This window comes from Georgenia sp. EYE_87 (genome assembly GCF_023148685.1).
Classification (GTDB): Bacteria; Actinomycetota; Actinomycetes; order Actinomycetales; family Actinomycetaceae; genus Georgenia.
On the sequence record NZ_JAHXNL010000011.1, the window covers coordinates 95,746 to 117,183 of the forward strand.

23 protein-coding genes are annotated in these 21,438 nt (G+C 73.6%); 20 read left to right on the forward strand and 3 right to left on the reverse strand.

The genetic code is table 11. From position 1 onward, the window contains the following. Positions 1-61: 61 nt before the first annotated feature. Positions 62-580, forward strand: coding sequence for a gluconokinase (locus tag KZX45_RS15355; RefSeq protein WP_374112600.1), 519 nt, complete (start codon positions 62-64; stop codon positions 578-580). A 235-nt stretch (positions 581-815) separates the two neighbouring features. Further along, positions 816-2,195 carry a GntP family permease gene (locus KZX45_RS15360; RefSeq protein ID WP_248258619.1) on the forward strand — a complete coding sequence of 460 codons (1,380 nt, stop codon included), beginning with the start codon at positions 816-818 and terminating at the stop codon, positions 2,193-2,195. 22 nt (positions 2,196-2,217) lie between these two features. On the opposite strand, the gene KZX45_RS15365 is transcribed toward KZX45_RS15360, so the two are convergent. Beyond that, positions 2,218-2,976 (reverse strand): FadR/GntR family transcriptional regulator, encoded by a 759-nt coding sequence (locus KZX45_RS15365; RefSeq protein ID WP_248258620.1) that lies wholly within the window; start codon positions 2,974-2,976, stop codon positions 2,218-2,220. A 171-nt stretch (positions 2,977-3,147) separates the two neighbouring features. Between KZX45_RS15365 and KZX45_RS15370 the strand changes: the two genes are divergently transcribed. The 14 genes from KZX45_RS15370 (at position 3,148) to KZX45_RS15435 (ending at position 16,749) form a co-directional block, all read left to right on the forward strand. Next, a complete protein-coding gene (locus tag KZX45_RS15370) occupies positions 3,148-4,524 on the forward strand; it encodes a GntP family permease (RefSeq protein ID WP_248258621.1) in 1,377 nt (458 codons plus the stop codon). A 310-nt stretch (positions 4,525-4,834) separates the two neighbouring features. Next, entirely contained in the window at positions 4,835-5,605 is a 771-nt protein-coding gene (locus tag KZX45_RS15375; protein WP_248258622.1) for an SDR family oxidoreductase, read from the forward strand. Positions 5,606-5,662: 57 nt separating this feature from the next. Then, positions 5,663-6,688 (forward strand): L-idonate 5-dehydrogenase, encoded by a 1,026-nt coding sequence (locus tag KZX45_RS15380; protein ID WP_248258623.1) that lies wholly within the window; start codon positions 5,663-5,665, stop codon positions 6,686-6,688. 43 nt (positions 6,689-6,731) lie between these two features. Continuing rightward, positions 6,732-7,703 (forward strand): C-terminal binding protein, encoded by a 972-nt coding sequence (locus tag KZX45_RS15385; RefSeq protein ID WP_248258624.1) that lies wholly within the window; start codon positions 6,732-6,734, stop codon positions 7,701-7,703. Next, complete coding sequence (gene eda, locus KZX45_RS15390) at positions 7,700-8,398, forward strand: bifunctional 4-hydroxy-2-oxoglutarate aldolase/2-dehydro-3-deoxy-phosphogluconate aldolase (RefSeq protein ID WP_248258625.1); 699 nt, start codon at positions 7,700-7,702, stop codon at positions 8,396-8,398. Before KZX45_RS15385 ends, eda begins: the two co-directional genes overlap by 4 nt. Continuing rightward, positions 8,395-9,342, forward strand: coding sequence for a sugar kinase (locus KZX45_RS15395; RefSeq protein ID WP_248258626.1), 948 nt, complete (start codon positions 8,395-8,397; stop codon positions 9,340-9,342). The genes eda and KZX45_RS15395 overlap by 4 nt, the downstream gene beginning before the upstream one ends. A 129-nt stretch (positions 9,343-9,471) precedes the next feature. Next, complete coding sequence (locus KZX45_RS15400) at positions 9,472-10,308, forward strand: transporter substrate-binding domain-containing protein (RefSeq protein ID WP_248258627.1); 837 nt, start codon at positions 9,472-9,474, stop codon at positions 10,306-10,308. A gap of 5 nt (positions 10,309-10,313) precedes the next feature. Then, the gene (locus KZX45_RS15405) at positions 10,314-11,099 is read left to right on the forward strand and encodes an amino acid ABC transporter permease (protein WP_248258628.1); all 786 of its coding nucleotides are present in this window, start codon (positions 10,314-10,316) and stop codon (positions 11,097-11,099) included. Beyond that, the gene (locus KZX45_RS15410; protein ID WP_248258629.1) at positions 11,096-11,854 is read left to right on the forward strand and encodes an amino acid ABC transporter ATP-binding protein; all 759 of its coding nucleotides are present in this window, start codon (positions 11,096-11,098) and stop codon (positions 11,852-11,854) included. Before KZX45_RS15405 ends, KZX45_RS15410 begins: the two co-directional genes overlap by 4 nt. A gap of 21 nt (positions 11,855-11,875) precedes the next feature. Then, the gene (locus KZX45_RS15415; RefSeq protein WP_248258630.1) at positions 11,876-12,688 is read left to right on the forward strand and encodes an alpha/beta fold hydrolase; all 813 of its coding nucleotides are present in this window, start codon (positions 11,876-11,878) and stop codon (positions 12,686-12,688) included. A 79-nt stretch (positions 12,689-12,767) separates the two neighbouring features. Continuing rightward, on the forward strand, positions 12,768-13,631 hold the full coding sequence (locus tag KZX45_RS15420; protein WP_248258631.1) for a phosphotransferase: 864 nt from the start codon (positions 12,768-12,770) through the stop codon (positions 13,629-13,631). After that, a complete protein-coding gene (locus KZX45_RS15425; protein ID WP_248258632.1) occupies positions 13,628-14,794 on the forward strand; it encodes an FAD-dependent monooxygenase in 1,167 nt (388 codons plus the stop codon). The genes KZX45_RS15420 and KZX45_RS15425 overlap by 4 nt, the downstream gene beginning before the upstream one ends. 477 nt (positions 14,795-15,271) lie before the next feature. Beyond that, a complete protein-coding gene (locus KZX45_RS15430; RefSeq protein WP_248258633.1) occupies positions 15,272-15,502 on the forward strand; it encodes a DUF6458 family protein in 231 nt (76 codons plus the stop codon). A gap of 143 nt (positions 15,503-15,645) precedes the next feature. Continuing rightward, on the forward strand, positions 15,646-16,749 hold the full coding sequence (locus tag KZX45_RS15435) for an App1 family protein (RefSeq protein WP_248258634.1): 1,104 nt from the start codon (positions 15,646-15,648) through the stop codon (positions 16,747-16,749). 21 nt (positions 16,750-16,770) lie between these two features. On the opposite strand, the gene KZX45_RS15440 is transcribed toward KZX45_RS15435, so the two are convergent. Together KZX45_RS15440 and KZX45_RS15445 are read right to left on the reverse strand one after the other, a co-directional pair. Continuing rightward, complete coding sequence (locus KZX45_RS15440; protein WP_248258635.1) at positions 16,771-17,841, reverse strand: M23 family metallopeptidase; 1,071 nt, start codon at positions 17,839-17,841, stop codon at positions 16,771-16,773. Between the two features lies 1 nt (position 17,842). Further along, a complete protein-coding gene (locus KZX45_RS15445; RefSeq protein WP_248258636.1) occupies positions 17,843-18,391 on the reverse strand; it encodes a hypothetical protein in 549 nt (182 codons plus the stop codon). 157 nt (positions 18,392-18,548) lie between these two features. Here KZX45_RS15445 and KZX45_RS15450 point away from each other — a divergent pair, with 157 nt between their 5' ends. From KZX45_RS15450 to KZX45_RS15465, 4 genes are all read left to right on the forward strand, one after another. Then, positions 18,549-19,118 (forward strand): DUF6668 family protein, encoded by a 570-nt coding sequence (locus KZX45_RS15450; protein ID WP_248258637.1) that lies wholly within the window; start codon positions 18,549-18,551, stop codon positions 19,116-19,118. A 1-nt stretch (position 19,119) separates the two neighbouring features. Next, the gene (locus KZX45_RS15455) at positions 19,120-19,413 is read left to right on the forward strand and encodes a hypothetical protein (RefSeq protein WP_248258638.1); all 294 of its coding nucleotides are present in this window, start codon (positions 19,120-19,122) and stop codon (positions 19,411-19,413) included. Positions 19,414-19,421: 8 nt separating this feature from the next. After that, positions 19,422-20,186 carry a hypothetical protein gene (locus KZX45_RS15460; RefSeq protein WP_248258639.1) on the forward strand — a complete coding sequence of 255 codons (765 nt, stop codon included), beginning with the start codon at positions 19,422-19,424 and terminating at the stop codon, positions 20,184-20,186. After that, on the forward strand, positions 20,186-21,438 hold a 1,253-nt coding region (locus tag KZX45_RS15465), incomplete at its 3' end, for a hypothetical protein (RefSeq protein ID WP_248258640.1). The genes KZX45_RS15460 and KZX45_RS15465, both read left to right, overlap by 1 nt.

The following is a 21,438-nucleotide window of genomic DNA, read 5'->3' on the forward strand; positions in this document are numbered from 1 at the left end:
CCGCCCGCACGGTGGCACCGTTGGAGGCATTCCCTGGCCCGGCCCCGACGACGGAGAGATCGTGACGACTGACAAGCGCAACCACCTGGTGCTCATGGGCGTCGCCGGGTCCGGCAAGACGACGATCGCCGAGGAGCTCGTCGAGCGCCTGGGCTGGGTCAGCGCCGAGGCCGACGAGTTCCACTCCCAGGCCAACATCGACAAGATGGCCTCCGGCACGCCGCTGACGGACGAGGACCGCTGGCCGTGGCTCGCCTCGATCCGCAGCTGGCTGGACGAGCAGACCGCGGCCGGGCGCAAAGCCGTCGTCACCTGCTCCGCGCTCAAGCGGGTCTACCGCGACGTCCTCCGCGGCGAGGGCGACGACGTCTGCTTCGTCCACCTGGGCGGCTCGAAGGACCTGATCGCCGGCCGGATGGCGCAGCGCAAGGGCCACTTCATGCCCACCTCGCTGCTGGACTCCCAGTTCGACACCCTCGAGCCGCTGGGCGAGGACGAGCCCGGCATCTCCGTGGACATCTCGGGCACCCCGGACCAGATCACGGGCGACATCATCGCCCGGCTGCAGCTCACCGCCTGACCCCGCCCGCCCGTCGCGACAGCCGGCGGGCGGCGCCCCTTCTCCGTCACCGGCGCCCGCCGTCGGCGCCCCGGCGTTTCCCCGAGCCCTCCGCACCGCCCTGCCCTAAGGTCCTGACCACAGGGTCAGGGCCGCCTCGCCGTGCTCGCACGGCCCCTCGGCGCGGTCCGTCGACCAACCGGTAGGACGGCCGGCTCCCCGCTGGCGGGGGGCGGCCCGACAGGACGGAGAAGTCATGGAAGGTTGGACGCAGACCCTCGGAGCGGGACCGCTCCTGGGCATCGCCGCAGCGGCCATCGCGCTCATCCTCGTGCTGGTCATCGTGTTCAAGCTGCACGCGTTCCTCACGCTGGTGCTCGTCTCCCTGATCACGGCCTTCGCCACGGGCATCCCAGCGAGCGGGATCGTCGAGACGCTCGTCAGCAGCTTCGGCGGCACGCTGGGCAACGTCGCCCTGCTGATCGGCCTCGGGGCGATGCTCGGCAAGATGGTGGAGCACAGCGGCGGGGCGAGGATCCTCGCCGAGAAGATGGTCTCCGTCTTCGGCGAGAAACGGGCCCCGTTCGGGCTGGGGCTCGCCTCTCTCATCATGGGCTTCCCGATCTTCTTCGACGCCGGCCTCGTGGTCATGCTGCCGATCATCTTCGCCGTGGCCCGCCGGCTCGGGAACAACGTGCTGCTCTTCGGCATGCCGGCCGCCGCGGCGTTCTCCGTCATGCACGTCTTCGTGCCGCCCCACCCGGGCCCGGTGGCGGCGACCGAGCTCTACGGCGCCAACCTCGGCCTCGTGCTGCTGGTCGGCGTCATCATCGCCTTCCCGCTCTGGTACCTCACCGGTTACCTCTGGGGCACCTACGTCGGGCGGCGCTACATCCTTCCCGTGCCGGCGCTCTTCGGCACCGTGGACGACGACGTCCAGAAGAACCCCCCGAGCGTGGGCACGGTCATCGCGATCCTCCTGCTGCCGCTGCTGCTGATCTTCATGAACACCGGCCTGGACTTCCTCGACGGCGCGGGCGTCGTCGACGCGGAGAACGAGACCTGGGTGCAGGTGCTCTCCACGATCGGGTCGGCCCCGGTCGCCCTGCTGATCTCGGTGCTGGTCGCCACGTTCGTGCTCGGCAACCGCCGCGGCGAGCACGGCACCGCCCTCGAGAAGGTCCTCGACTCCGCCCTGGGCCCCGTCTGCTCCGTCATCCTCATCACGGGCGCCGGCGGCATGTTCGGCGGCGTCCTGCGCACCTCCGGCATCGGCGACGCGCTCTCCGACTCCCTCGCGGACGTCGGCCTGCCGATCATCGTGGCCGCCTACGTCATCGCCCTCATCCTCCGTGTCGCGCAGGGCTCGGCCACGGTCGCGCTCGTCACCGCCGCGGGCCTGATGGCCCCCGCCGTCGCCGCCGGCGACTTCTCCGTGCTGCAGATCGTGGCGATCACCCTGGCCACCGCGGCCGGGTCGGTCTTCGCCAGCCACGTCAACGACTCCGGCTTCTGGCTGGTCGGCCGGCTGATGGGCATGGACGTCAAGACGACGCTGAAGACCTGGACGGTCCAGCAGGCGCTGGAGTCCGTGGTCGGCTTCGCGCTGTGCCTGATCATCTTCTGGATCGGGTAGCCCGGAGCACCTGCCGGGGGCCTCAGCGGCCGTCGTCTCCCGGTCCGCCGACCCCGCCCGCCGCCGGCGGCGCACCACCGCGGCGGGTGGGGTCGTCGATCTCGAGCCACACCTCCGCCACGACCGCCCGCGAGGCCGCCTCCGCCGCCTCCTGCTGCCCGTCCGCAACCGCCCGCGCGACCGCCTCGTGGTCGTCGAGGGACTTCGGGGCCGGCCACGCCGGCGTCAGCCCCAGCCGCGTCCGCCCGGCGAGGACCTCGGCGATGGTGCGCTGCAGGCCGAGGAACATCTCGTTCCCGCTCGCGTGGATCAGCAGGGTGTGGAAGGCGACGTCCGCCTCGAGGTACTCGGCCGTGTCGCCGAGGCCCTGCTCACCCAGCTCGCGCAGCCGTCGCGCCAGCCGCACCAGCTCTGCGCCGTGCCCGCGGCCACGATCCTGGGCGGCGAGCCGCGCGGCGGTCGGCTCCACCGCGTGACGCAGCTGGGTCAGGCTGCGTAGCTGGGCGTCCCGGCCCGGACCGGCCAGGCGCCAGCCGATGACCCGAGGATCGAGCACCGACCACCCGCCCACCTCCTGGACGACCACGCCCACCCGGCGCTTGGGCACGACCATGCCCAGGGACTCGAGCACGCGCACGGCCTCCCGGACGACGGTGCGGGAGACGCCGAACCGTTGCTCGAGCCGAGCCAGCGTGAGCACGCCGCCGGCCGGGTGGACCCCGGCGGCGATCTCCCGGCCGAGCGTGTCGAGCACATCGCTGTGCAGCACCGGTGCCGCCATGCCGCCTCCGCACGGTTTTGTCAAAGATATGATCTTTCTGTAAGGGTATCGGACAGAAGCCGCTGCCCGCACCGGGTCAGGGCGGGTCGAGGGGCCGACGCCGGTCCGCGCACCCGCCCCCGACTTCTCACACGCTCCGCCTCGGCGGCACCACAATCGATGGAGACACTCATGGAAGATTGGACCCAGACCCTGGGAGCGGGCCCGCTCCTGGGGATAGCGGCCGGCGCGATCGCGCTGATCCTGATCCTGGTCATCAGGTTCAAGATGCACGCGTTCCTCACGCTCATCCTCGTCAGCCTGCTCACCGCGTTCGCCACCGGCATCCCCGCCAACGCCATCGTCGACACGATGGTGAGCAGCTTCGGCGGCACGCTGGGCTCGGTGGCGCTGCTCGTCGGTCTCGGCGCCATGCTGGGCAAGCTCGTCGAGCACAGCGGCGGCGCCAAGGTCCTCGCGGACAAGATGGTCGACGTCTTCGGCGAGAGGCGCGCCCCCTTCGCGCTCGGCGTCGCCTCGCTGCTGATGGGCTTCCCCATCTTCTTCGACGCCGGCCTCATCGTCATGCTGCCGATCGTCTTCGCCGTCGCCCGCCGCCTGGGCAACAACGTGCTGCTGTTCGGCATCCCGACGGCGGCCGCCTTCTCGGTGATGCACGTCTTCGTGCCCCCGCACCCCGGCCCGGTCACCGCCACCGAGCTCTACGGCGCCAACCTCGGCCTCGTGCTGCTCGTCGGCCTCCTCATGGCCTTCCCCCTCTGGTACGTCTCCGGTTACCTCTGGGGCCTGCGCGTGGGGAAGAAGTACGTGCTCCCCGTTCCGGCGCTCTTCGGCGAGATCGACAAGGACCAGCCGGCGAACCCGCCCAAGGTCGGCACGGTCATCGCGATGCTGCTCCTCCCGCTGGTGCTGATCTTCATGAACACCGGTCTGGACTTCCTCCGCGCGGCCGGGACCGTCTCCGCCGACGCCACCTGGTTCCAGGTGCTCTCCGCCCTGGGCGAGTCCCCGGTCGCGCTGCTGATCTCCGTGCTCGTGGCCACCTGGGTGCTCGGCACCCGCCGCGGCGAGCACGGCACGGCCCTGGAGAAGGTCCTCGACTCCTCCCTCGGTCCCATCTGCTCGGTCATCCTCATCACCGGCGCCGGCGGGATGTTCGGCGGCGTCCTGCGCGCCTCCGGCATCGGCGACGCGCTCGCCGACACCCTCGACGGGATCGGCCTGCCCGTCATCGTGGCCGCCTACGTCATCGCCGTGATCATGCGCGTGGCGCAGGGCTCGGCGACCGTCGCCCTGGTCACCGCCGCCGGCCTGATGGCCCCGGCCGTCGCCGCCGGGAACTTCGGCGTCATGGACGTCGTGGCCATCACCCTGGCCACGGCTGCCGGCTCGGTCTTCGCGGGCCACGTCAACGACTCGGGCTTCTGGCTCGTCGGCCGCCTCATGGGCATGGACGTCAAGACCACCCTGAAGACCTGGACCGTGCAGCAGACCATCGAGTCGGTGCTGGGCTTCCTCCTGGCGCTGCTGGTGTTCGCGATCTTCTAGACGCGCACCCTCCAGAGAACCCGTCCGTCACCGACACGCTCGTCGGTGGCCGGCGGAAACGGTCGCCGGGCACCCGCCCGGCGACCGTTCCTGTCCGTGCCCGCGCCGCGAGCGCCGACCGGTCGCGCCGTCCCGCCCCGCCGACCTTGCGAAAGGTATGACCTTTGTGCGAGGGTCGGGGGCGAGGCACCACGAGGCAGGCACGACGTCAGGGACGACGGCGCCCACGAGGCACCGCCGGCCCGGTCCAGGACCGACGACGTCCGGCCCGGCGGAGCCCGACACCCTCCGGATCGGCAAGGAAGTCACGATGGTCAACTCTCTCTTCGACATCACCGGCAAGCTGGCGTTCGTCACCGGCTCCTCCCGCGGGCTCGGCAACGCCCTCGCCGTGGGGCTCGCCCAGGCCGGCGCGCGCGTCGTCCTCCACGGTCGCGACGCCGCCGCGCTGGCCACGGCCGAGGAGCAGCTCACGGCGATCACCGGCACCGACACCCCAGCCGTCTCCTTCGACGTCACCGACCAGGCCGCGGTCCGCGACGGGGTGGCCGCACTCGTCGCCGAGCACGGCGTGCCGGACGTCCTGGTCAACAACGCCGGCATCCAGCGACGAGCACCGTTCAACGAGTTCGACCCGGCCGACTGGGACGACATCGTCGCCGCGAACCTCTCCAGCGCCTTCTACGTCTCCCAGCAGGTCACGCGCGGCATGGCCGAACGCGGCTCAGGGAAGGTCGTCAACATCGGCTCGGTGCAGTCGATGCTGGCCCGCCAGACCATCGCGCCTTACTCGGCCACCAAGGGCGGGGTCGTCATGCTCACCAAGGGCATGGCCGCCGACCTCGCCCGGTTCAACATCCAGGTCAACGCCATCTCCCCCGGCTACTTCGCCACCGAGATGAACAAGGCGCTCGTCGAGGACGAGGCGTTCAACACCTGGGTGATCAACCGGACCCCGGCCCAGCGGTGGGGCAAGTTCGAGGAGCTCGTCGGAACGCTCGTCTACCTCGCCTCGGACGCCTCGAGCTTCGTCTCCGGCCAGAACATCTTCGTCGACGGCGGCATGACCTCCGTCGTCTGACCGACCCCACCGGACCTCGCAGTCAAGCAACCGTCCCCCCGTCCCGAAAGAAGCGTCATGAGAGCGATCGTCATCCACGGCAAGCAGGACCTGCGCGAGGAGGAGGTCCCCACCCCCGAGCCCGGCGAGGGACAGGTCCGCCTGCGCATGGCCTTCGGCGGCATCTGCGGGTCCGACCTGCACTACTACTACGAGGGCGCCAACGGCGCCTTCGTGGTGCGCGAGCCCCTCGTGCCGGGACACGAGGTCTCCGGCACCGTCGACCTCGACCCCTCGGGCGAGCTCGCCCCGGGCACCCCGGTCACCGTGCACCCGGCCACGTTCGGCACGCCGCAGCCCGGGCTGGAGGACCACCGCCACCTGTGGCCAGACGGCGCCTACCTCGGCAGCGCCTCCACCTGGCCGCACACCCAGGGCGGGATGAGCGAGTACCTGCTGGTCACCAGGGACATGGTCCGCGTCCTGCCGGGCACCCTCCCGCTGCGGAGGGCCGCGCTTGCCGAGCCCCTCGCGGTCGGGCTGCACGGCATCAACCTGGCCGGCGGGGTCGAGGGCAAGAAGGTCCTCGTCTCCGGCTCGGGCCCCATCGGGCTGCTGACCGCCGCGGCTGCCGTGGCCGGGGGCGCCACCGAGGTGGTCTCCACCGACGTCCTGCCCGGCCCGCTCGAGCGGGCCCGCGCCCTGGGCGCCCACCGCACCATCCAGGTCACCGAGGAGGAGATCCCGGAGGCGAGCTTCGACGTCGTCCTCGAGTGCTCGGGCGTCCCGGCCGCCATCAACGCCGCCCTTGTCGCGGCCCGGCGCGCCGGCACCTACGTCCAGGTCGGGATGGTCCCCAACGAGCCGAAGGGCATCAACCTCGCTCCGCTGATCTCCAAGGAGGTCACGATGCACGGGTCCTTCCGGTTCAACGACGAGATCGACGCCGCGATCGCCCTGCTGGACGCCACGCCCGGCATCGAGGACGTCATCACTCACGAGCTGCCGGCGGACCGGGCCCTCGAGGCCTTCGCCGCGGCGAAGGACTCCCAGGCCTCGGGCAAGGTCGTCGTCGCCCTCTGGCCGGACGGCGTCGACGCCTGAGCAGCGACCCGACGAAGCCCGACCCGACGAAGCCGGAGCACCCATGAAGATCGTCATCACCGACTGCGACCACGCCTCGATCGACATCGAGGAGTCCGTGGCCCACGAGGCCGGCGCCGAGCTGGCGCTCGTGCAGGCCGTCACCCCGGCGGAGATCATCGCCCGCGCGGCGGACGCCGACGGCCTGGTCGTCCAGTACGGGCAGATCACCGCCGAGGTGATGGACGCGCTGCCGAACCTGCGCGCGGTCGGCCGCTACGGCGTCGGGGTCGACACGGTCGACGTCGAGGCGGCCACCGCCCGCGGGATCGCGGTGTGCAACGTCCCCGACTACGGCACCGAGGCGGTCTCGGACCACGCGATCGCCCTCGCGCTCGCCGTCGGCCGCGGGCTGGTCGCGCTCGACCGGGGCACGCGCGCCGGCCGGCCGAACCTGCCCGAGGTCGGCCCGATCTTCCAGGTCCCGGGCCGCACCTTCGGCGTGCTCGGCCACGGCGCCATCGGGCGGGCCACCGCCCGGAAGGCGGCGGGGGTCGGGTACGAGGTGGTCGTCCACGACACCGCCCTGGTGCCCGGCACGCTCACCGACGAGGGCCACGAGATCGTGTCGCTCGAGGACCTCCTGCGCCGCTCCCAGGTGCTCTCGATCCATGTGCCGCTGGTCCCGGCGACGCACCACCTGATCAACGCCACCACGCTCGGCCTGCTCCCCGAGCACGCGATCGTCGTGAACACCTCCCGCGGCGGCGTGGTCGACACCGACGCGCTCGTGGCGGCGCTGGACTCGGGCCGCCTGCTCGGGGCGGGCCTGGACGTCTTCGAGACCGAGCCGCTGCCGGCCGACCACCCCCTCACCCGGTTCGACCGCGTGGTGCTCACCCCGCACGCGGGCTTCTACACCGAGGAGTCCTACGCCGAGCTCAAGCGGCGCACGATCCAGAACGTGGTGGACGTCGTCGCGGGGCGCCGGCCGCGCAACATCCTCAACCCGTCCGTGCTCGGGGCCGTCCGATGAGCGACGACGTGCTCGGCGCCGGCGTCCTTCCCGACGGCCATGCCGCCGTGCTGGAGCGCCTCGGCGAGCTGCGCCTGCTACCGGTCGTCGTCCTCGAGAACGCGGCCGACGCCGTCCCGCTCGGCCGCGCGCTGGCCGGAGGCGGGCTGCCGGTCGCCGAGGTGACGTTTCGGACCGCGGCCGCCGCGGACGCCGTCCGTGCGCTGACCGACGCCCGCCTGAGCGGTCCCGACGGCCACGAGCTCCTCGTCGGGGCCGGCACGGTCGTGACCCCGGCGCAGGTGGACGCCGCCGTCGCCGCCGGGGCGAGCTTCGTCGTCTCCCCCGGGCTGAGCCCCGCCGTCGTCGAGCGGTGCCGAGAGCATGGCGTGCTCGTGGTGCCTGGCACGGCGACGGCCACCGAGGTGCAGACCGCCCTCACCATGGGGCTGCGCACGGTGAAGTTCTTCCCCGCCGCCACCTCCGGCGGGCCCGCGGCCGTCCGGGCCCTCTCGGCGCCGTTCCCGCAGATGCGGTTCGTCCCCACCGGCGGGATCACCGAGGGCGACGTCGCCGAGTACCTGGCGCTGCCCGCCGTGCTGGCGGCCGGCGGGTCGTGGATGGTGCCGGCCTCCGCCGTCGCCGCCGGTGACTTCGACGAGGTCCGGCGGCTCACCGAGGGTGCGGTCGCCGCCACCCGGAGGCCGCGCCCGTGACGACGACGCAGCCGGGTCCGCCCGACGCCGCGCCCGCTCCGGAGGTGCTCTGCATCGGCGAGACCATGGCGATGGTGACCTCGACGGACGCGAGCCCGGTCGCCACCGCCCGGACGTTCACCATCTCGCCGGGCGGGGCCGAGTCGAACCTGGCCCAGTACCTGGCCGAGCTGGGCGTGCGGACGGCATGGGTCTCCGCGCTCGGCGACGACCCGCTGGGCGACCGGGTGCTCGCCGCGATCGCGGCGTCCGGCGTCGACACCCGGTGGGTCAGCCGGGACCCGGGCGCGAACACCGCCGTCTACGTCAAGGACCCCGGTGCGAAGGTCTACTACTACCGCAAGGGCTCGGCGGCGTCGCGGCTCGGGCCGGCGCACGTGCCCGGCTGGCCGGTGGCGACCGCGCGCTGGGTCCACGTCTCGGGCATCACCCCGGCGCTGTCGGACTCCTGCCGCGCCCTGCTCCCGGCGGTGCTGGACGCCGCCCGGGCGGCGGGTGCCGGGATCTCGTTCGACGTGAACTACCGCCCGGCTCTCTGGCCCACGGCCGAGGCGGCCGCGACGCTCCGGCCGCTCGCCGACCGCGCCGACGTGGTCCTGGTGGGCCGCGACGAGGCCGAGGCGCTGTGGGGCACCCCCACCGCCGAGGAGATCGCCGCGCTGTTCCCGCACACGGGCCGGGTGGTGGTCAAGGACGGGGCGGTCGAGGCCGTGGAGGTGGACCGCACCGGCGGGGCCGAGGTGGTCACCCGCGTGCCGGCGCGGCGCGTGGAGGTCGTGGAGTCCGTGGGCGCCGGGGACGCGTTCGGCGGCGGGTACCTGGCGGCCCTGCTGCGCGGCGACGACGCCGAGGAACGCCTCGCGATGGGTCACTCGCTCGCGGCGTGGGTGCTCGGCTCGCCCGCCGACCACCGCTCCGGCCACGGGTCGCACGTCAGGGCCTGAGCCGGTCGCCGGGCGCGGAGAACCTGCCGCGCACGGCCGCCCATGCAGTGGACGGTTTACCATCCGGTAACGAAGTCATGGTGGTATGCCCCACACTGTTACCACCCCCGCGAGACCCGGAGGCCGACGATGAGTGCTCGTTCCATCCGCACCGCAGCCCTGGCGGCCGGTGCCGCCCTGCTCCTCGCCGCGTGCGGCGGGGGCGGCGACGGCGGCGAGACCCCGGCGGGTGACACCGGAGCCGGCGGAGACGCCGCGGCCGAGTTCGACCTGGTCGAGCCCGGCACGCTGACCGCCTGCTCGGAGGTGCCGTACCCGCCGTTCGAGGTCGAGGACAGCGGCGCCCCCAGCGGCTACAGCGGGTTCGACATCGACCTCCTCCAGGCGATCGCCGACAACCTGGGGCTCGAGCTCGCCGTCGCCGACGTCAGCTTCGACGCCCTGCAGTCCGGCACCACGCTGGTGGCCGGGCAGTGCGACGTCGGCGCCTCGGCCATCACCATCACCGAGGAACGCAAGGCGAACCTGGACTTCACCGACCCGTACTACGACTCGCTCCAGTCCCTGCTGGTCCCCGCCGACTCCGACATCGAGGGCATCGAGGACCTCGCCGGCAAGAGCGTCGCGGTCCAGCAGGGCACCACCGGGCAGGCCTACGCCGAGGAGAACGCCCCGGAGGCGAAACTCTCTGCCTTCCCCGGCGACGGCGAGATGTGGCCGGCCCTGCAGGCCGGGCAGGTCGACGCGATCCTGCAGGACCTGCCGGTCAACGTCGAGCACGCCAAGGCGGACGAGAACTACGTCATCGTCGAGGAGTTCGAGACCGGCGAGCAGTACGGCTTCGCCCTGGCCAAGGGCGAGAAGCCCGAGCTGCTCGAGGCGATCAACACCGAGCTGCAGAACCTGCGCGACGACGGCACCTACCAGGAGATCTACGACTCCTACTTCGCCGCCGACGGCTCCTGACCCCCATGCGCAGGACCACCCGCCAGCGCCTGTACCGGGGCGTCAACTACGCGATCTTCGCCGCGGTGGTGCTCTTCGTCGCGCTGGCCACGGACTGGGAGCGCATCCTCAACCAGTTCTTCCGGTGGGACATCGCGCGCGAGCAGCTGCCCGAGATCGTCACGATCGCGCTCAAGAACACGATCCTGTTCACGCTCATCTCCTTCGCGGGCGGCCTCGTCCTCGGCGTGCTCATGGCGCTGCTCAAGCTGTCCTCGGTGGGCCCGTACCGGTGGTTCGCCACCGCCTACATCGAGCTCTTCCGCGGGGTGCCCGCGCTGCTGACGATCTTCGCGATGGCCTACATGCTCCCCATCGCGCTGGGGGTGCGCGTGCCCGGCGGCCAGGTGGGGGCGGGGCTGGTCGGCCTGATCCTCGTGGCCTCCGCCTACATGGCCGAGGTGATCCGCTCGGGCATCCAGGCCGTCCCCAAGGGGCAGACGGAGGCCGCGCGCTCGCTGGGCATGTCCCCCTCGCGCACGATGTTCTGGGTGGTCCTCCCGCAGGGCTTCCGGATCGTCATCCCGCCGATGACCAACGAGTTCGTCCTGCTCCTCAAGGACACCTCGCTGCTGTTCATCGCCGGCTCGACCGTCTTCACCAAGGAGCTGACCACCTTCGCCCGCGACGGCCTGACCACCTACGCGAACGGCACCCCGCTCGTCATGGCGGCGATGCTGTACCTGCTGGTCACCATCCCGCTGACCCGGCTGGTCGCGTGGCTCGAGCGAAAGATGGCGAAGAGCCGATGAGGGACACCACCAGACCGGTGCCGGGTGCGCCTGCGATCGACATCCGCGGGCTGCGCAAGAGCTTCGGCGACGTCGAGGTGCTCAAGGGCATCGACCTCACCGTCCGGACGGGCGAGGTGGTCTGCGTGGTCGGGCCGTCCGGCTCCGGCAAGTCGACCCTGCTGCGCTCGGTGAACCTGCTCGAGCCGCCCACGGGCGGGGAGATCCTCATCGAGGGCGTCGACATCCTCGACCCGGACGTCGACATCGACCGGATCCGCACCCGCATCGGCATGGTCTTCCAGCAGTTCAACCTGTTCCCGCACATGACGGTGCTCCGCAACCTCACCGTCGCCCAGGAGCGCGTCCTGCGGCGCTCGCGCGGCGAGGCGCAGCGGGTCGCCCGCGACATGCTCGACCGGGTGGGTCTGTCGGAGAAGGCCACCGAGCACCCCGGCCACCTCTCCGGCGGCCAGCAGCAGCGCGTCGCCATCGCCCGGGCGCTGTGCATGAACCCGGACATGATGCTCTTCGACGAGCCCACCTCCGCGCTCGACCCCGAGCTCGTCGGGGAGGTCCTCGAGGTCATGCAGGCGCTGGCCTCGTCGGGGATGACGATGATGGTGGTCACTCACGAGATGGGGTTCGCCCGCGAGGTCGGCGACCGGCTGATCTTCATGGACGACGGCGTCATCGTGGAGGAGGGCGACCCCACCGAGGTCCTGGCGAACCCTCGTCACGAACGCACGCAGGCGTTCCTGTCCAAGGTGCTGTAACCCCGCGAGACAGGAGCCGTCATGCCGCAGGAAGCCGGTGCCCCCGAGCTGAGGACCGTGCGGATCACGGACGATCTGACGCTCCAGTACGCCGAGCAGGGCCGTCCCGACGGCGAGCCCGTGGTGCTGCTGCACGGCTACACCGACTCGTGGTTCTCCTTCAGCCGGCTGCTCCCGCTGCTCCCGCCGGAGCTGCACGTCCTCGCGCCGTCCCAGCGCGGCCACGGCGACTCCTCCAGACCTGACGACGGCTACACGACGGACGACTTCGCGGGCGACGTGCTGTCCCTCCTCGACGCGGTCGGCCTCGAGCGGGCGACGATCGTCGGCCATTCCGGCGGCAGCTTCACCGCCCGCCGCGTCGCCCAGCTGGCGCCCGGGCGGGTCACCCGGCTGGCCCTGCTCGGCTCGGCACCCACCGCGCTGACCGACGGCACACGGGAGCTGCGGGATGCTGTCCTCTCGCTCACCGATCCCGTCCCCGACGAGTTCGCCCGCGAGTTCCAGGCCTCCACCATCTACCGCCCTGTGCCGGCGGAGTTCCTTGAGCGCGTCGTCGCCGAGAGCCTGAAGCTGCCGGCCCGCGTGTGGACGGCCGCGCTCGACGGGCTGCTGGGCCACGACGACTCCGCCGAGCTCGCGCGGGTCGGCGCCCCGACGCTCGTGCTCTGGGGCGACAAGGACGGGCTGTTCACCCGGGAGGATCAGGAGTCGCTCGTCGCGGCCCTCCCCGACGCCCGGCTCGTCGCCTACCCCGAGACCGGCCACGCGCTGCACTGGGAACGTCCCGAGGAGGTCGCCCGGGACCTTGTGGACTTCCTCCTGGCGGGCTGACGAGCCGGCCGGTCCGACTGCCCGGTCCGATTGCCCGGCCCGATTGCCCGGCCCGCGGGGCGGTTCTAGGTTGGCCGCCATGACCGTGGGCACCGGGACGTTCCCCGGCGAGCCGGGGGCGTCAGGGGCCGACGTCGAGGTGCTGGCGGGGGGCGTCGCCAACGCCGGGTCCGTCGTCCGGGTCGGCGACGAGGTCAGGCGGCCGGCGACCGGCCGCTCGGAGCTGATCTTCACGCTGCTCCGCCACGTCCGGGCCAACGGGTTCCTCGGTGTCCCCGAGCCGCTCGGGTTCGACAACCAGGGCCGGGAGCGCCTGCGGTTCATCCCCGGGGACGTCGCCGTCCCGCCCTTCCCGGGCTGGTCGCTCGCTCCCGGGCTCCTCGCCTCCACGGCGCGGCTGCTGCGCGAGTTCCACGACGCCGTGCGCGACTTCGTCCCGCCCGCCGACGCCGACTGGAGCACGGAGCTCGCCCACCCGGGCGGCGGGCCCCTGGTGGGGCACAACGACGTGTGCGTGGAGAACGTCGTCGTGCGCGACGGCCGGGCCGTCGCGCTGATCGACTTCGAGTTCGCCGCGCCGACCCACCCGCTGCACGACCTGGCGGTGCTGGCCCGGCACTGGGTGCCGATGGAGACCGAGCGGGACGCGCGGATCGACGGGCGCTCGGGCTTCGACGTCGCCGCGCGGCTGCGGATCGTCGCGGACGCGTACGGCGTGCCCCACGGCCGGCAGCGGCAGGAGTTCCTGGACCTCCTGGTGGCCGGCATCCACCGCGGCGGCGCCTTCGTCCTCGCCCGCGTCGCCCGCGGCGAGCAGGCGTTCGTCGAGATGTGGGAGCGCAGCGGCGGGCAGGGGCGTCTGGACCGGCGCCGGGCGTGGATCGACTCGGTCCGGGCGGAGCTGCTCGCCGCGCTCGACGCCCCGGAGGGCGGCACGGGATGAGGGCGCTGGTGTGCGGCGCGGGGATCGCCGGCCTCACCGTCGCCGGGGAGCTCGGCCGGGCCGGCTGGGACGTCACCGTGGTCGAGCGCTCGCCGGCGCGGCGTGAGCACGGCTACATGATCGACTTCCTCGGCCCGGGGTTCGCGGCCGCTGAGGCGATGGGCCTGCTCCCCCGGCTGCGCGAGCTGGCCTACCCGATCGACCGGGTGAGCTTCGTCGACGAGGCCGGACGGGCGCGGCACCTGCGGTACGACCAGGTTGCCCGCGACCAGGGCGGCCGGCTGCTGAGCCTCATGCGCCCGGACCTCGAGCTCGCTCTCCTCGAGCGGCTCCCCCCGCACGTCGAGGTCCGCCTCGGCACCACGGTCACCACGATCGACAACGGCCCGGGCCGGGTCACCGCCACGTGCGCCGACGGCACGACCGAGTCCGCCGACGTCCTCGTCGGGGCCGACGGCATCCACTCGACGGTGCGCAGCCAGGTCTTCGGGCCCGAGGAGCGCTTCGTCCGTCAGCTCGGGTTCCACACCTGCGCCTTCCTCTTCGGCGCGGCGGAGCTGCACCAGCGGCTCGGTGCCACGTTCTACCTGACCGACACCTTGGACCGGGTGGCCGGCCTGTACGCCGTCCGCGGCGGCCGCGTCGCCATGTTCGGGGCGCACCGGGTCGACGACGTCGCCCTGCCCGCCGACCCGCGCGCCGCCGTCGTGCGGGCCTACGCCGGGCTCGGCCGCCTCGTCGAGGAGGCGCTCACGCACTGCCCCGAGTCTCCGGACCTGTACTACGACCAGGTGGCGCAGGTCGAGCTCGCACCGTGGAGCGCCGGGCGCGTCGTGCTGGCCGGCGACGCGTGCCAAGCGGTGTCCCTGCTCGCCGGGCAGGGGGCGTCGCTCGCCGTGGCCGGCGGCCGCCTGCTGGTCCATGAGCTGAGCACGGCGTCGTCCGTCCCGGAGGCCTTCGCCCACTACGAACGGCGGTGGGCGCCCGTCGTCGCCGACAGGCAGGCCGCCGGCAGGAGGGCCGCCGGCTCGTTCCTGCCCCGCTCCCGGCGGGCGCTGCTCCTGCGGCGGGCCGGCCTGCGGCTCCTGCAGGTGCCGCTCGCCCGGCGGCTCGTCAGCGGGCGGGTCGTGGGGAGGCGGGCGCCCACCACCACGCGTGACTGAACGGAGTGCGACCAGGGCATGCACGGCAGGCGGAGTGCGCCTCGAGCTCCTCCAGGGACCGGCCCGATGTCTCGGGGATCGGTCCGGCTGGTCTGCATACCCACCGCTGCTCTCCGCTCGTGGCCGGCCCGGCCGACGTCCAGCCGCTACCGCAGCGCCACGGGCCCGTGGCCCGGCGGACGTTCAGCCGCTCCGGCGGCGCCACGGGCCCGCCGAGGTCTGACGTTCGGCGGTACTTGTCAACCTGACCGCCATCGTCAGACCTCACGACTTCGCCCGGTGTGCGGGCCTCTGCGACTCCCCCCGGTGTGCGGGCCTCTGCGACTCCGCCCGGTGTGCGGGCCTCTGGTGTGCGGGCCTCTCACGACACCGTCTGATGCCCTCGTCTGCGCATCGCTCCACGTGCGACCTGCGACGACACCCGCCACACTGGCCGTAACAGACCCGCGCCGTCGGGTCGCGACGAGAGGAGCGGGCATGGGGATCGGTGGAGGCATCTTCCTCATCGTGATCGGGGCGATCCTGGCCTTCGCGGTGTCCGACGTCATCGAGGGCGTCGACCTGTCGATGATCGGCTACATCTGCATGGGCGCCGGCGTGATCGCACTCGTCATCGCGCTGATCATGCACAGCCAGCGCACGAACACCACCCACACCGAGCGCGTCGAGCGCCGCGACGACCGTCACATCCACGGCGACGGCGTCTGACGCAGACGCTCGTCCGCCTCGGACCAGACCGCAGCCGGTGACCCTCGGGTCACCGGCTGCCGGCGTCCCCGGGCCCTGTCCGGCGACCGCCGGGCGCCGGGGTCGCCTCGCCGCCGCCGGGGCCTCCGGCTAGCGTGGGACCCATGGGACTGTCCCGCTTCGCCTCCGCCGTCGAGGACGCCATCAACCGCCGCAGCGTCGCCTACCTCCGGGACAAGGGCTGGCGGCCTCGCATCATCGGCCTGACCGGTTACGGCTCCGTCCAGAGCCTGCACGTCCTCGGGCGCGTGATCATGGCCGACCCGCAGGTGGAGGCCGAGGACCCGGAGGCGCTGGAGCGGGCCGCCCCCCTCGGGCCGATCAACGTGGCTGCCGAGGCGCAGCGGGGCTGGCGCTCCTTCTTCACCGCACAGGTGGGTTTCCTGCCCGTCACCGTGCACGCCAACGGGCAGTCGATCCGCACCCTGACCGACCGTGGCGGCTACCTCGACGTAATGGTCCGGGACCACGGTCTCGAGCCCGGCTGGCACGAGGTGACCATTGAGGCGGCGGCCGCGCAGCCGGTCACCGCCAAGGTGCTGGTGGTGGACCCGAGCGTGCGGGCCGGGATCGTCTCCGACATCGACGACACGATCATGGTCACGATGCTCCCGCGCGCCCTGATCGCCGCCTGGAACACCTTCGTGCGCCACACCTCCACCCGGAAGGCCGTCCCCGGCATGGCGGACCTGTACCGGAAGCTCCTCTCCGAGCACCCGACCGCACCGATCTTCTACCTCTCCACCGGCGCGTGGAACACGGTCCCGACGCTGCGGCGGTTCATGGACAGGAACGGCTACCCCGAGGGCCCGATGCTCATGACGGACTGGGGACCGACGCCCACCGGCTTCTTCCGCTCCGGCATCGAGCACAAGCGCACCCAGCTGCGGAACCTGCTGATCACGTTCCCGGACATCAACTGGGTGCTCGTCGGCGACGACGGCCAGCACGACCCGATGATCTACGACGAGCTGGCCCGCGAGCACCCCCGGCACATCGCCGCCATCGCGATCCGGCAGCTCTCGCCGGCGGAGCAGGTGCTGGCGCACGGCACCCCGGAGGCGATCGAGCAGCCGCCCGCCCTGCGCAACGCGACGGCGGAGCACGGCGTGCCGACGGTCCAGGGTCGCGACGGGCACGCGCTGGCCACGGCGCTGCCCGAGGTCGTGGCCGAGCGGACCCACACGCTGGTGGCGCTCGACGACTGAGCCCGCGCCGCGGCGCCCGCCTCAGGCCGGCCGGGCCACCCGCGTCCCGGGCAGCGCGACGCCCTGCGCCGCGAGGAAGGCGATCGGGTCGACCGGCGTGCCGTCGACCCGCACCTCGAAGTGCAGGTGCGGCCCGGTGGAGTTGCCGGAGGATCCCACGCGCGCCACCTGCTGGCCGGCGGTCACCGTGTCGCCCACGCGCACGAGGATCCCGTTGGGCCAGGGGTGGACGTACCGCGTCTGCACGCCGCCGCCGTGGTCGACGGCGACCATGTATCCGCTGTTGCCGCCGGAGGACGGGCCGGCGATGACCACGATCCCGTCGGCCGCCGCGTAGATGGGGTGCCCGTCCACCGCCGCGAGGTCGGCACCGGCGTGCAGCGTGCGCATCCCGGTGATCGGGTGCGTGCGCACCCCGAACGCGGAGGTGTAGCGCACGTTGCCGAGGATCGGCGAGGTCCACCCCTGGGCCGTGACCGCACCCGCGCTCAGCGCGCTGCAGGGGCTCGGCCCCGCCGCCGCGGCGATGGCCTCCAGGTCCTCCCCCGCCAGCGCGGTCACGACGGCGACGGCGTCGCGCCAGTACCGCTCGTAGTGGTACGGGTCGGCGTTGCCCTGCACCCGGTGGGCCACGATCGTCGGCGGCTGGGTCGTGCGGTCGGCGAGGGTGGCGAGCCGGCGGAAGAACATCGTCGCGGAGGTGGCGGGGTCCATCCGCTGCGCCTCGGAGCCCCACGCGCCGTTGTCCCGCTGCTGGAACAGCCCGCGGGAGTCGGGCCCGGCCGCGTCGCCGCGGTCGAGCACCTCGAGCCCGGACTCGCCCATCGCCGTCATGACGCCGATGGTCTGGTCGCGCACCGACAGCCCGAGGTCCGCGCCGGCGTTGATGATCGCGGCGGCGTTCGCGAGCTGCACGCCGCTGTAGCCGTTGACCTCGCCCTCGGGGGCCGCGGCGAGCCTGACGCGCACCCCCGGCCCGTCCACGTTGCAGGTGGCCTGGTCGTCCTGCGCGTCGATGTAGAGCACCAGCGTCAACGAGCCCACGAGGACGGACGCCAGCGCCAGGACCAGCACGAGGAGTGCGCGGCGCACGTCAGCCCTGCCCTTCCGGCGGGACGACGCGCTCGACGAGCCACGGCGTCGGACCGTCCTGGCGTGAGAGCAGCACCTGCACCGTGCCGGCGTCCGTCGGGACGTCGACCCGCGCCAGGTACACGCTCGGCTCGTCGGCCACCGCGGGCTCGCCCGTCACCTCCCGGGCGAGGATGGCGCCCGGCTGGAGCCACTGGTAGTCCCGCTGCGCCGTCGGGGTGAGGAACACGGAGAGCTCGTCGAACCAGCGCGGGGCGGGCAGGTCGGGCCGGGCCCACGCCCGCACCGCGTCCCCCGCCACCTGGCGGGCCTGCGCTCGGGACGTCTCGTCCCACACCGGCACCTGCGCCCCGGTGACCGGCTCCTCCGGCTCGTCCATCGGCTCGCCCGCCGGCGGGGCCGGGACCGGGACGGGGGACGGCGGGAGCACCGTGCCGGTCGCCGTCGCCGTCTCGTCGGGGCCCGGCCGGGGCTCGGGACCACCGGGGAGGCAGCCACCCAGCACGAGGGCGAGCACCAGCACGCCGACGCCCGCTCCGCCTGCACGCATGCGACCTCCGTCCCGCTCCGACGCGGCCCGGGCGGCGGCGATCCCCGTCCGCCCTGTTTTGCTTGCGTCATCCAGGTGACCATGATCACGTAGGCACTGCATGATGGTGATCCGATCAGGACCGTCTCCGGACGCAACCCTTCGAAGGACGCACATGATGGGTAGCCATCCACGGCTCGAGCACCGCGACGACGTCGCCGGTGCCGCCGCCCGTTTCCTCGTGCCGACGGGCCCGGCGATGCCGCAGCGCGGAGTGCCGTCGCCGGCGAACGGGCTGCCGGCCCGGGTGCGCACCGAGCGCCCCGCGCCGTGGTGGCTGGGCACGCACGGCGGCGCCGGGGAGTCCACGCTCGCCGGGCTCGTCCCGAGCTCCGGCGCGGCCGGGCACGCCTGGCCCCTCCCCCGCGACGTCGACGACGTCCAGCCGGTCGTCCTCGTCGCCCGCACCAGCCTGCGCGGCCTGGAGAGCGCCCGCGTCGCCGCCACCCAGTGGGCGGCCGGCGACGTGCTCGGCGTCGAGCTGCTCGGCCTCGTGCTCATGGCCGACGCCCCGGGTCGCCTTCCCCGCCCGCTGCGCGACCTCGCCCACCACGTCGCCGGAGGCGTCCCCCGCGTGTGGTCCGTGCCGTGGGTCGAGGCGTGGCGCTCTGGCGGCGACGCCGCGCCGCACGCCCTCACGGTGCTCCGGCGCGACCTCACCACCCTCCTGCCCGGCCAGGAGGCCTGACGTGCTCGGCTCCGCCGTCGGCGCGCTGACCGCCGCCACCCTGACCCTGGCCAACGTGCCGGATCCCGGCCAGGGCGAGGCCCCGCCGGGCATGGAGGGCTTCCTGCAGCTGCTCTCGTGGACCAAGTGGATCGCGCTGGGCGTCTGCGTGCTCGGCCTGATGGTCGCCGGGGCGCTCATGGCGGTCAACGCGCGGCGCGGCGAGGGCGGCGAGCACCTCGGTCGCATCGGCATGGCCCTGGCGGGCGTGGTCGTCATCTCCGGCGCCTACTTCGTCGTCGGCGCGCTGGCGTAGGAGCGGACGTGCCGGCGGACGAGGGGCGCAGCGTGTGGACGCGCCCGGCGTTCGTGGGGTCCGCGGTGCTGCTCCTGGCCCTGGCCATCCTGGCCGTCTGGCTCCTCACCCGCGGCGACGGCGCCCCCGCCGGTCCCGGCTCCGCCGCCTCGCCCAGCGCGACGGAGGCTCCGACGTCGGGGCGGACGGGGACGGCCGACGCGCCGACCACCGCCCCGCCGTCGCCCCGGCCCTCCGTGTGCGGGCTGACGGCGGAGGCCGACTCCGGCACCCTGACCCGCGCGCCCGAGGCCGGCTGGGAGCTCGTCGGCACGGTCGCGGCGCCGTCGGTCGAGGGCATGGGGCCCGGGGCGGTCGAGGACGGCCTGCGCACCTGCTACGCCCGCACGCCCACCGGCGCGCTGCTCGCCGCCGCGAACGTCGCGGCCATGGGCTCGAACGCCACCCTCGTCGAGCGGATGACGGCGGAGATGACCGCCGAGGGCCCGGGCCGCGAGGCCGCCCTGGAGCGGATCGCCGACGAGGGCGCCCCCGCCGTGCCCGGTGCCGTGCGCTACCAGATCCGCGGCTTCCGGCTCCTGGACTACTCCGGCACCGAGGCGTCCGTGGACCTGGCGCTGGGCGTCGACGGCGGCCTGACCGGCAGCTTCGTGCTCGACCTGCGCTGGGAGGACGGCGACTGGAAGGTGGTCCTCACCGACGACGGCGGGCTCGGCAGCCTCCCCGCCCCGGTGCCCGACCTGACCGGCTACACCCTGTGGTCGGGGGCGTGATGGCCGCCGACCCGACCGCTCCCCCCGCCGCCCCGCCGGGCGGCTGCGACCCGCTGGACGTCACCTGCGCGACGTCGACCTGGACCGCCGACGGCGGCGCCACCGCGCTGGACCAGCTCGGCGCCGCCGTCGCCGAGGCGCTGGACACGACGCTCGCCTCGCTCGGCACCATGTGGGAGAACGTGGCCACCCCCACCCTGACGGGGAGCGGCACCGGGGCCGTGGCGCCCGGCGACGTCGCACCCGGCTCGGTGCAGGCCGTCGAGACGGTCCTGGGCTGGGTGGTGTGGGTCTCCCTCGGCGTCGCCATGCTGTCCCTGCTCGCCCTGGGCGCCTGGCTCGCGCTGGCCGGGCGGCGCGGCGACGGCGAGCGCCACCTCGGCCGCGTCGGCGTCGTCCTGGGCGGGGTCGTCCTGATCTCCGGCGCGTCCGCGCTGGTCGGGGCGCTGGTGCCGCCGGAGCGGTTCGCGGGCGGCTCCGCGCCCGTCGCCTCCACGCAGAACGCCCTGTGGTGGTTCACGGCGGCGATGGCGGTGCTCTCCGTGATCGTGGCGGGGGCGAAGATGGCGTGGGAGCAGCGGGCGGCGCCCGGGCGGGACCTCGTGCGCTCGCTGCTCACGCTCGTGGTGGTGGCCGGCGCCGGGCTGACGGTCATCGGGCTCGCCGTCGTCGCGGCCGACGCCTTCGCCCTGTGGCTGCTCGACCGGGTCACCGGCGGCGCCGACTTCTCCGCGCGGGTGCGGGAGATGGTGGTGCTCTCCGACTCCCTCGGCGTGCTGCTCGTGATCGTCCTGGGCCTGCTCGCGGTGGTGGTCGCGTTCGTGCAGATCATGCTGCTGGTCCTGCGCGGCGCGATGCTCGTCATCCTGGCCGGGATCTTCCCGCTCTCGGCGGCGTTCACCAACACCGCGGTGGGCCGGGCCTGGTTCTCCCGGGTGGTCTCCTGGATCGTCGCGTTCGTGCTGTACAAGCCGGCCGTGGCCATCGTCTACGCCACCGCGTTCCAGCTCACCGACACCGGCCTCGTCACCGACGACGGCACCGGGCTCGTCCCGCTGCTCGCCGGCATCATCCTCATGGTCCTGGCGCTGCTGGCGCTGCCCGCGCTGATGTCCGTGGCCGCGCCCCTGATCGGCACCGTGACCCCGGGCGGCGCGCCCGCCGCGGCCGCGCTGCCGCCGGGCACGTCCGCGGCGCTGCCCACGGGGGCTGCTGCGGCCCACCGGGTGCGCCCCGCCGCCGCGCCCGCCGC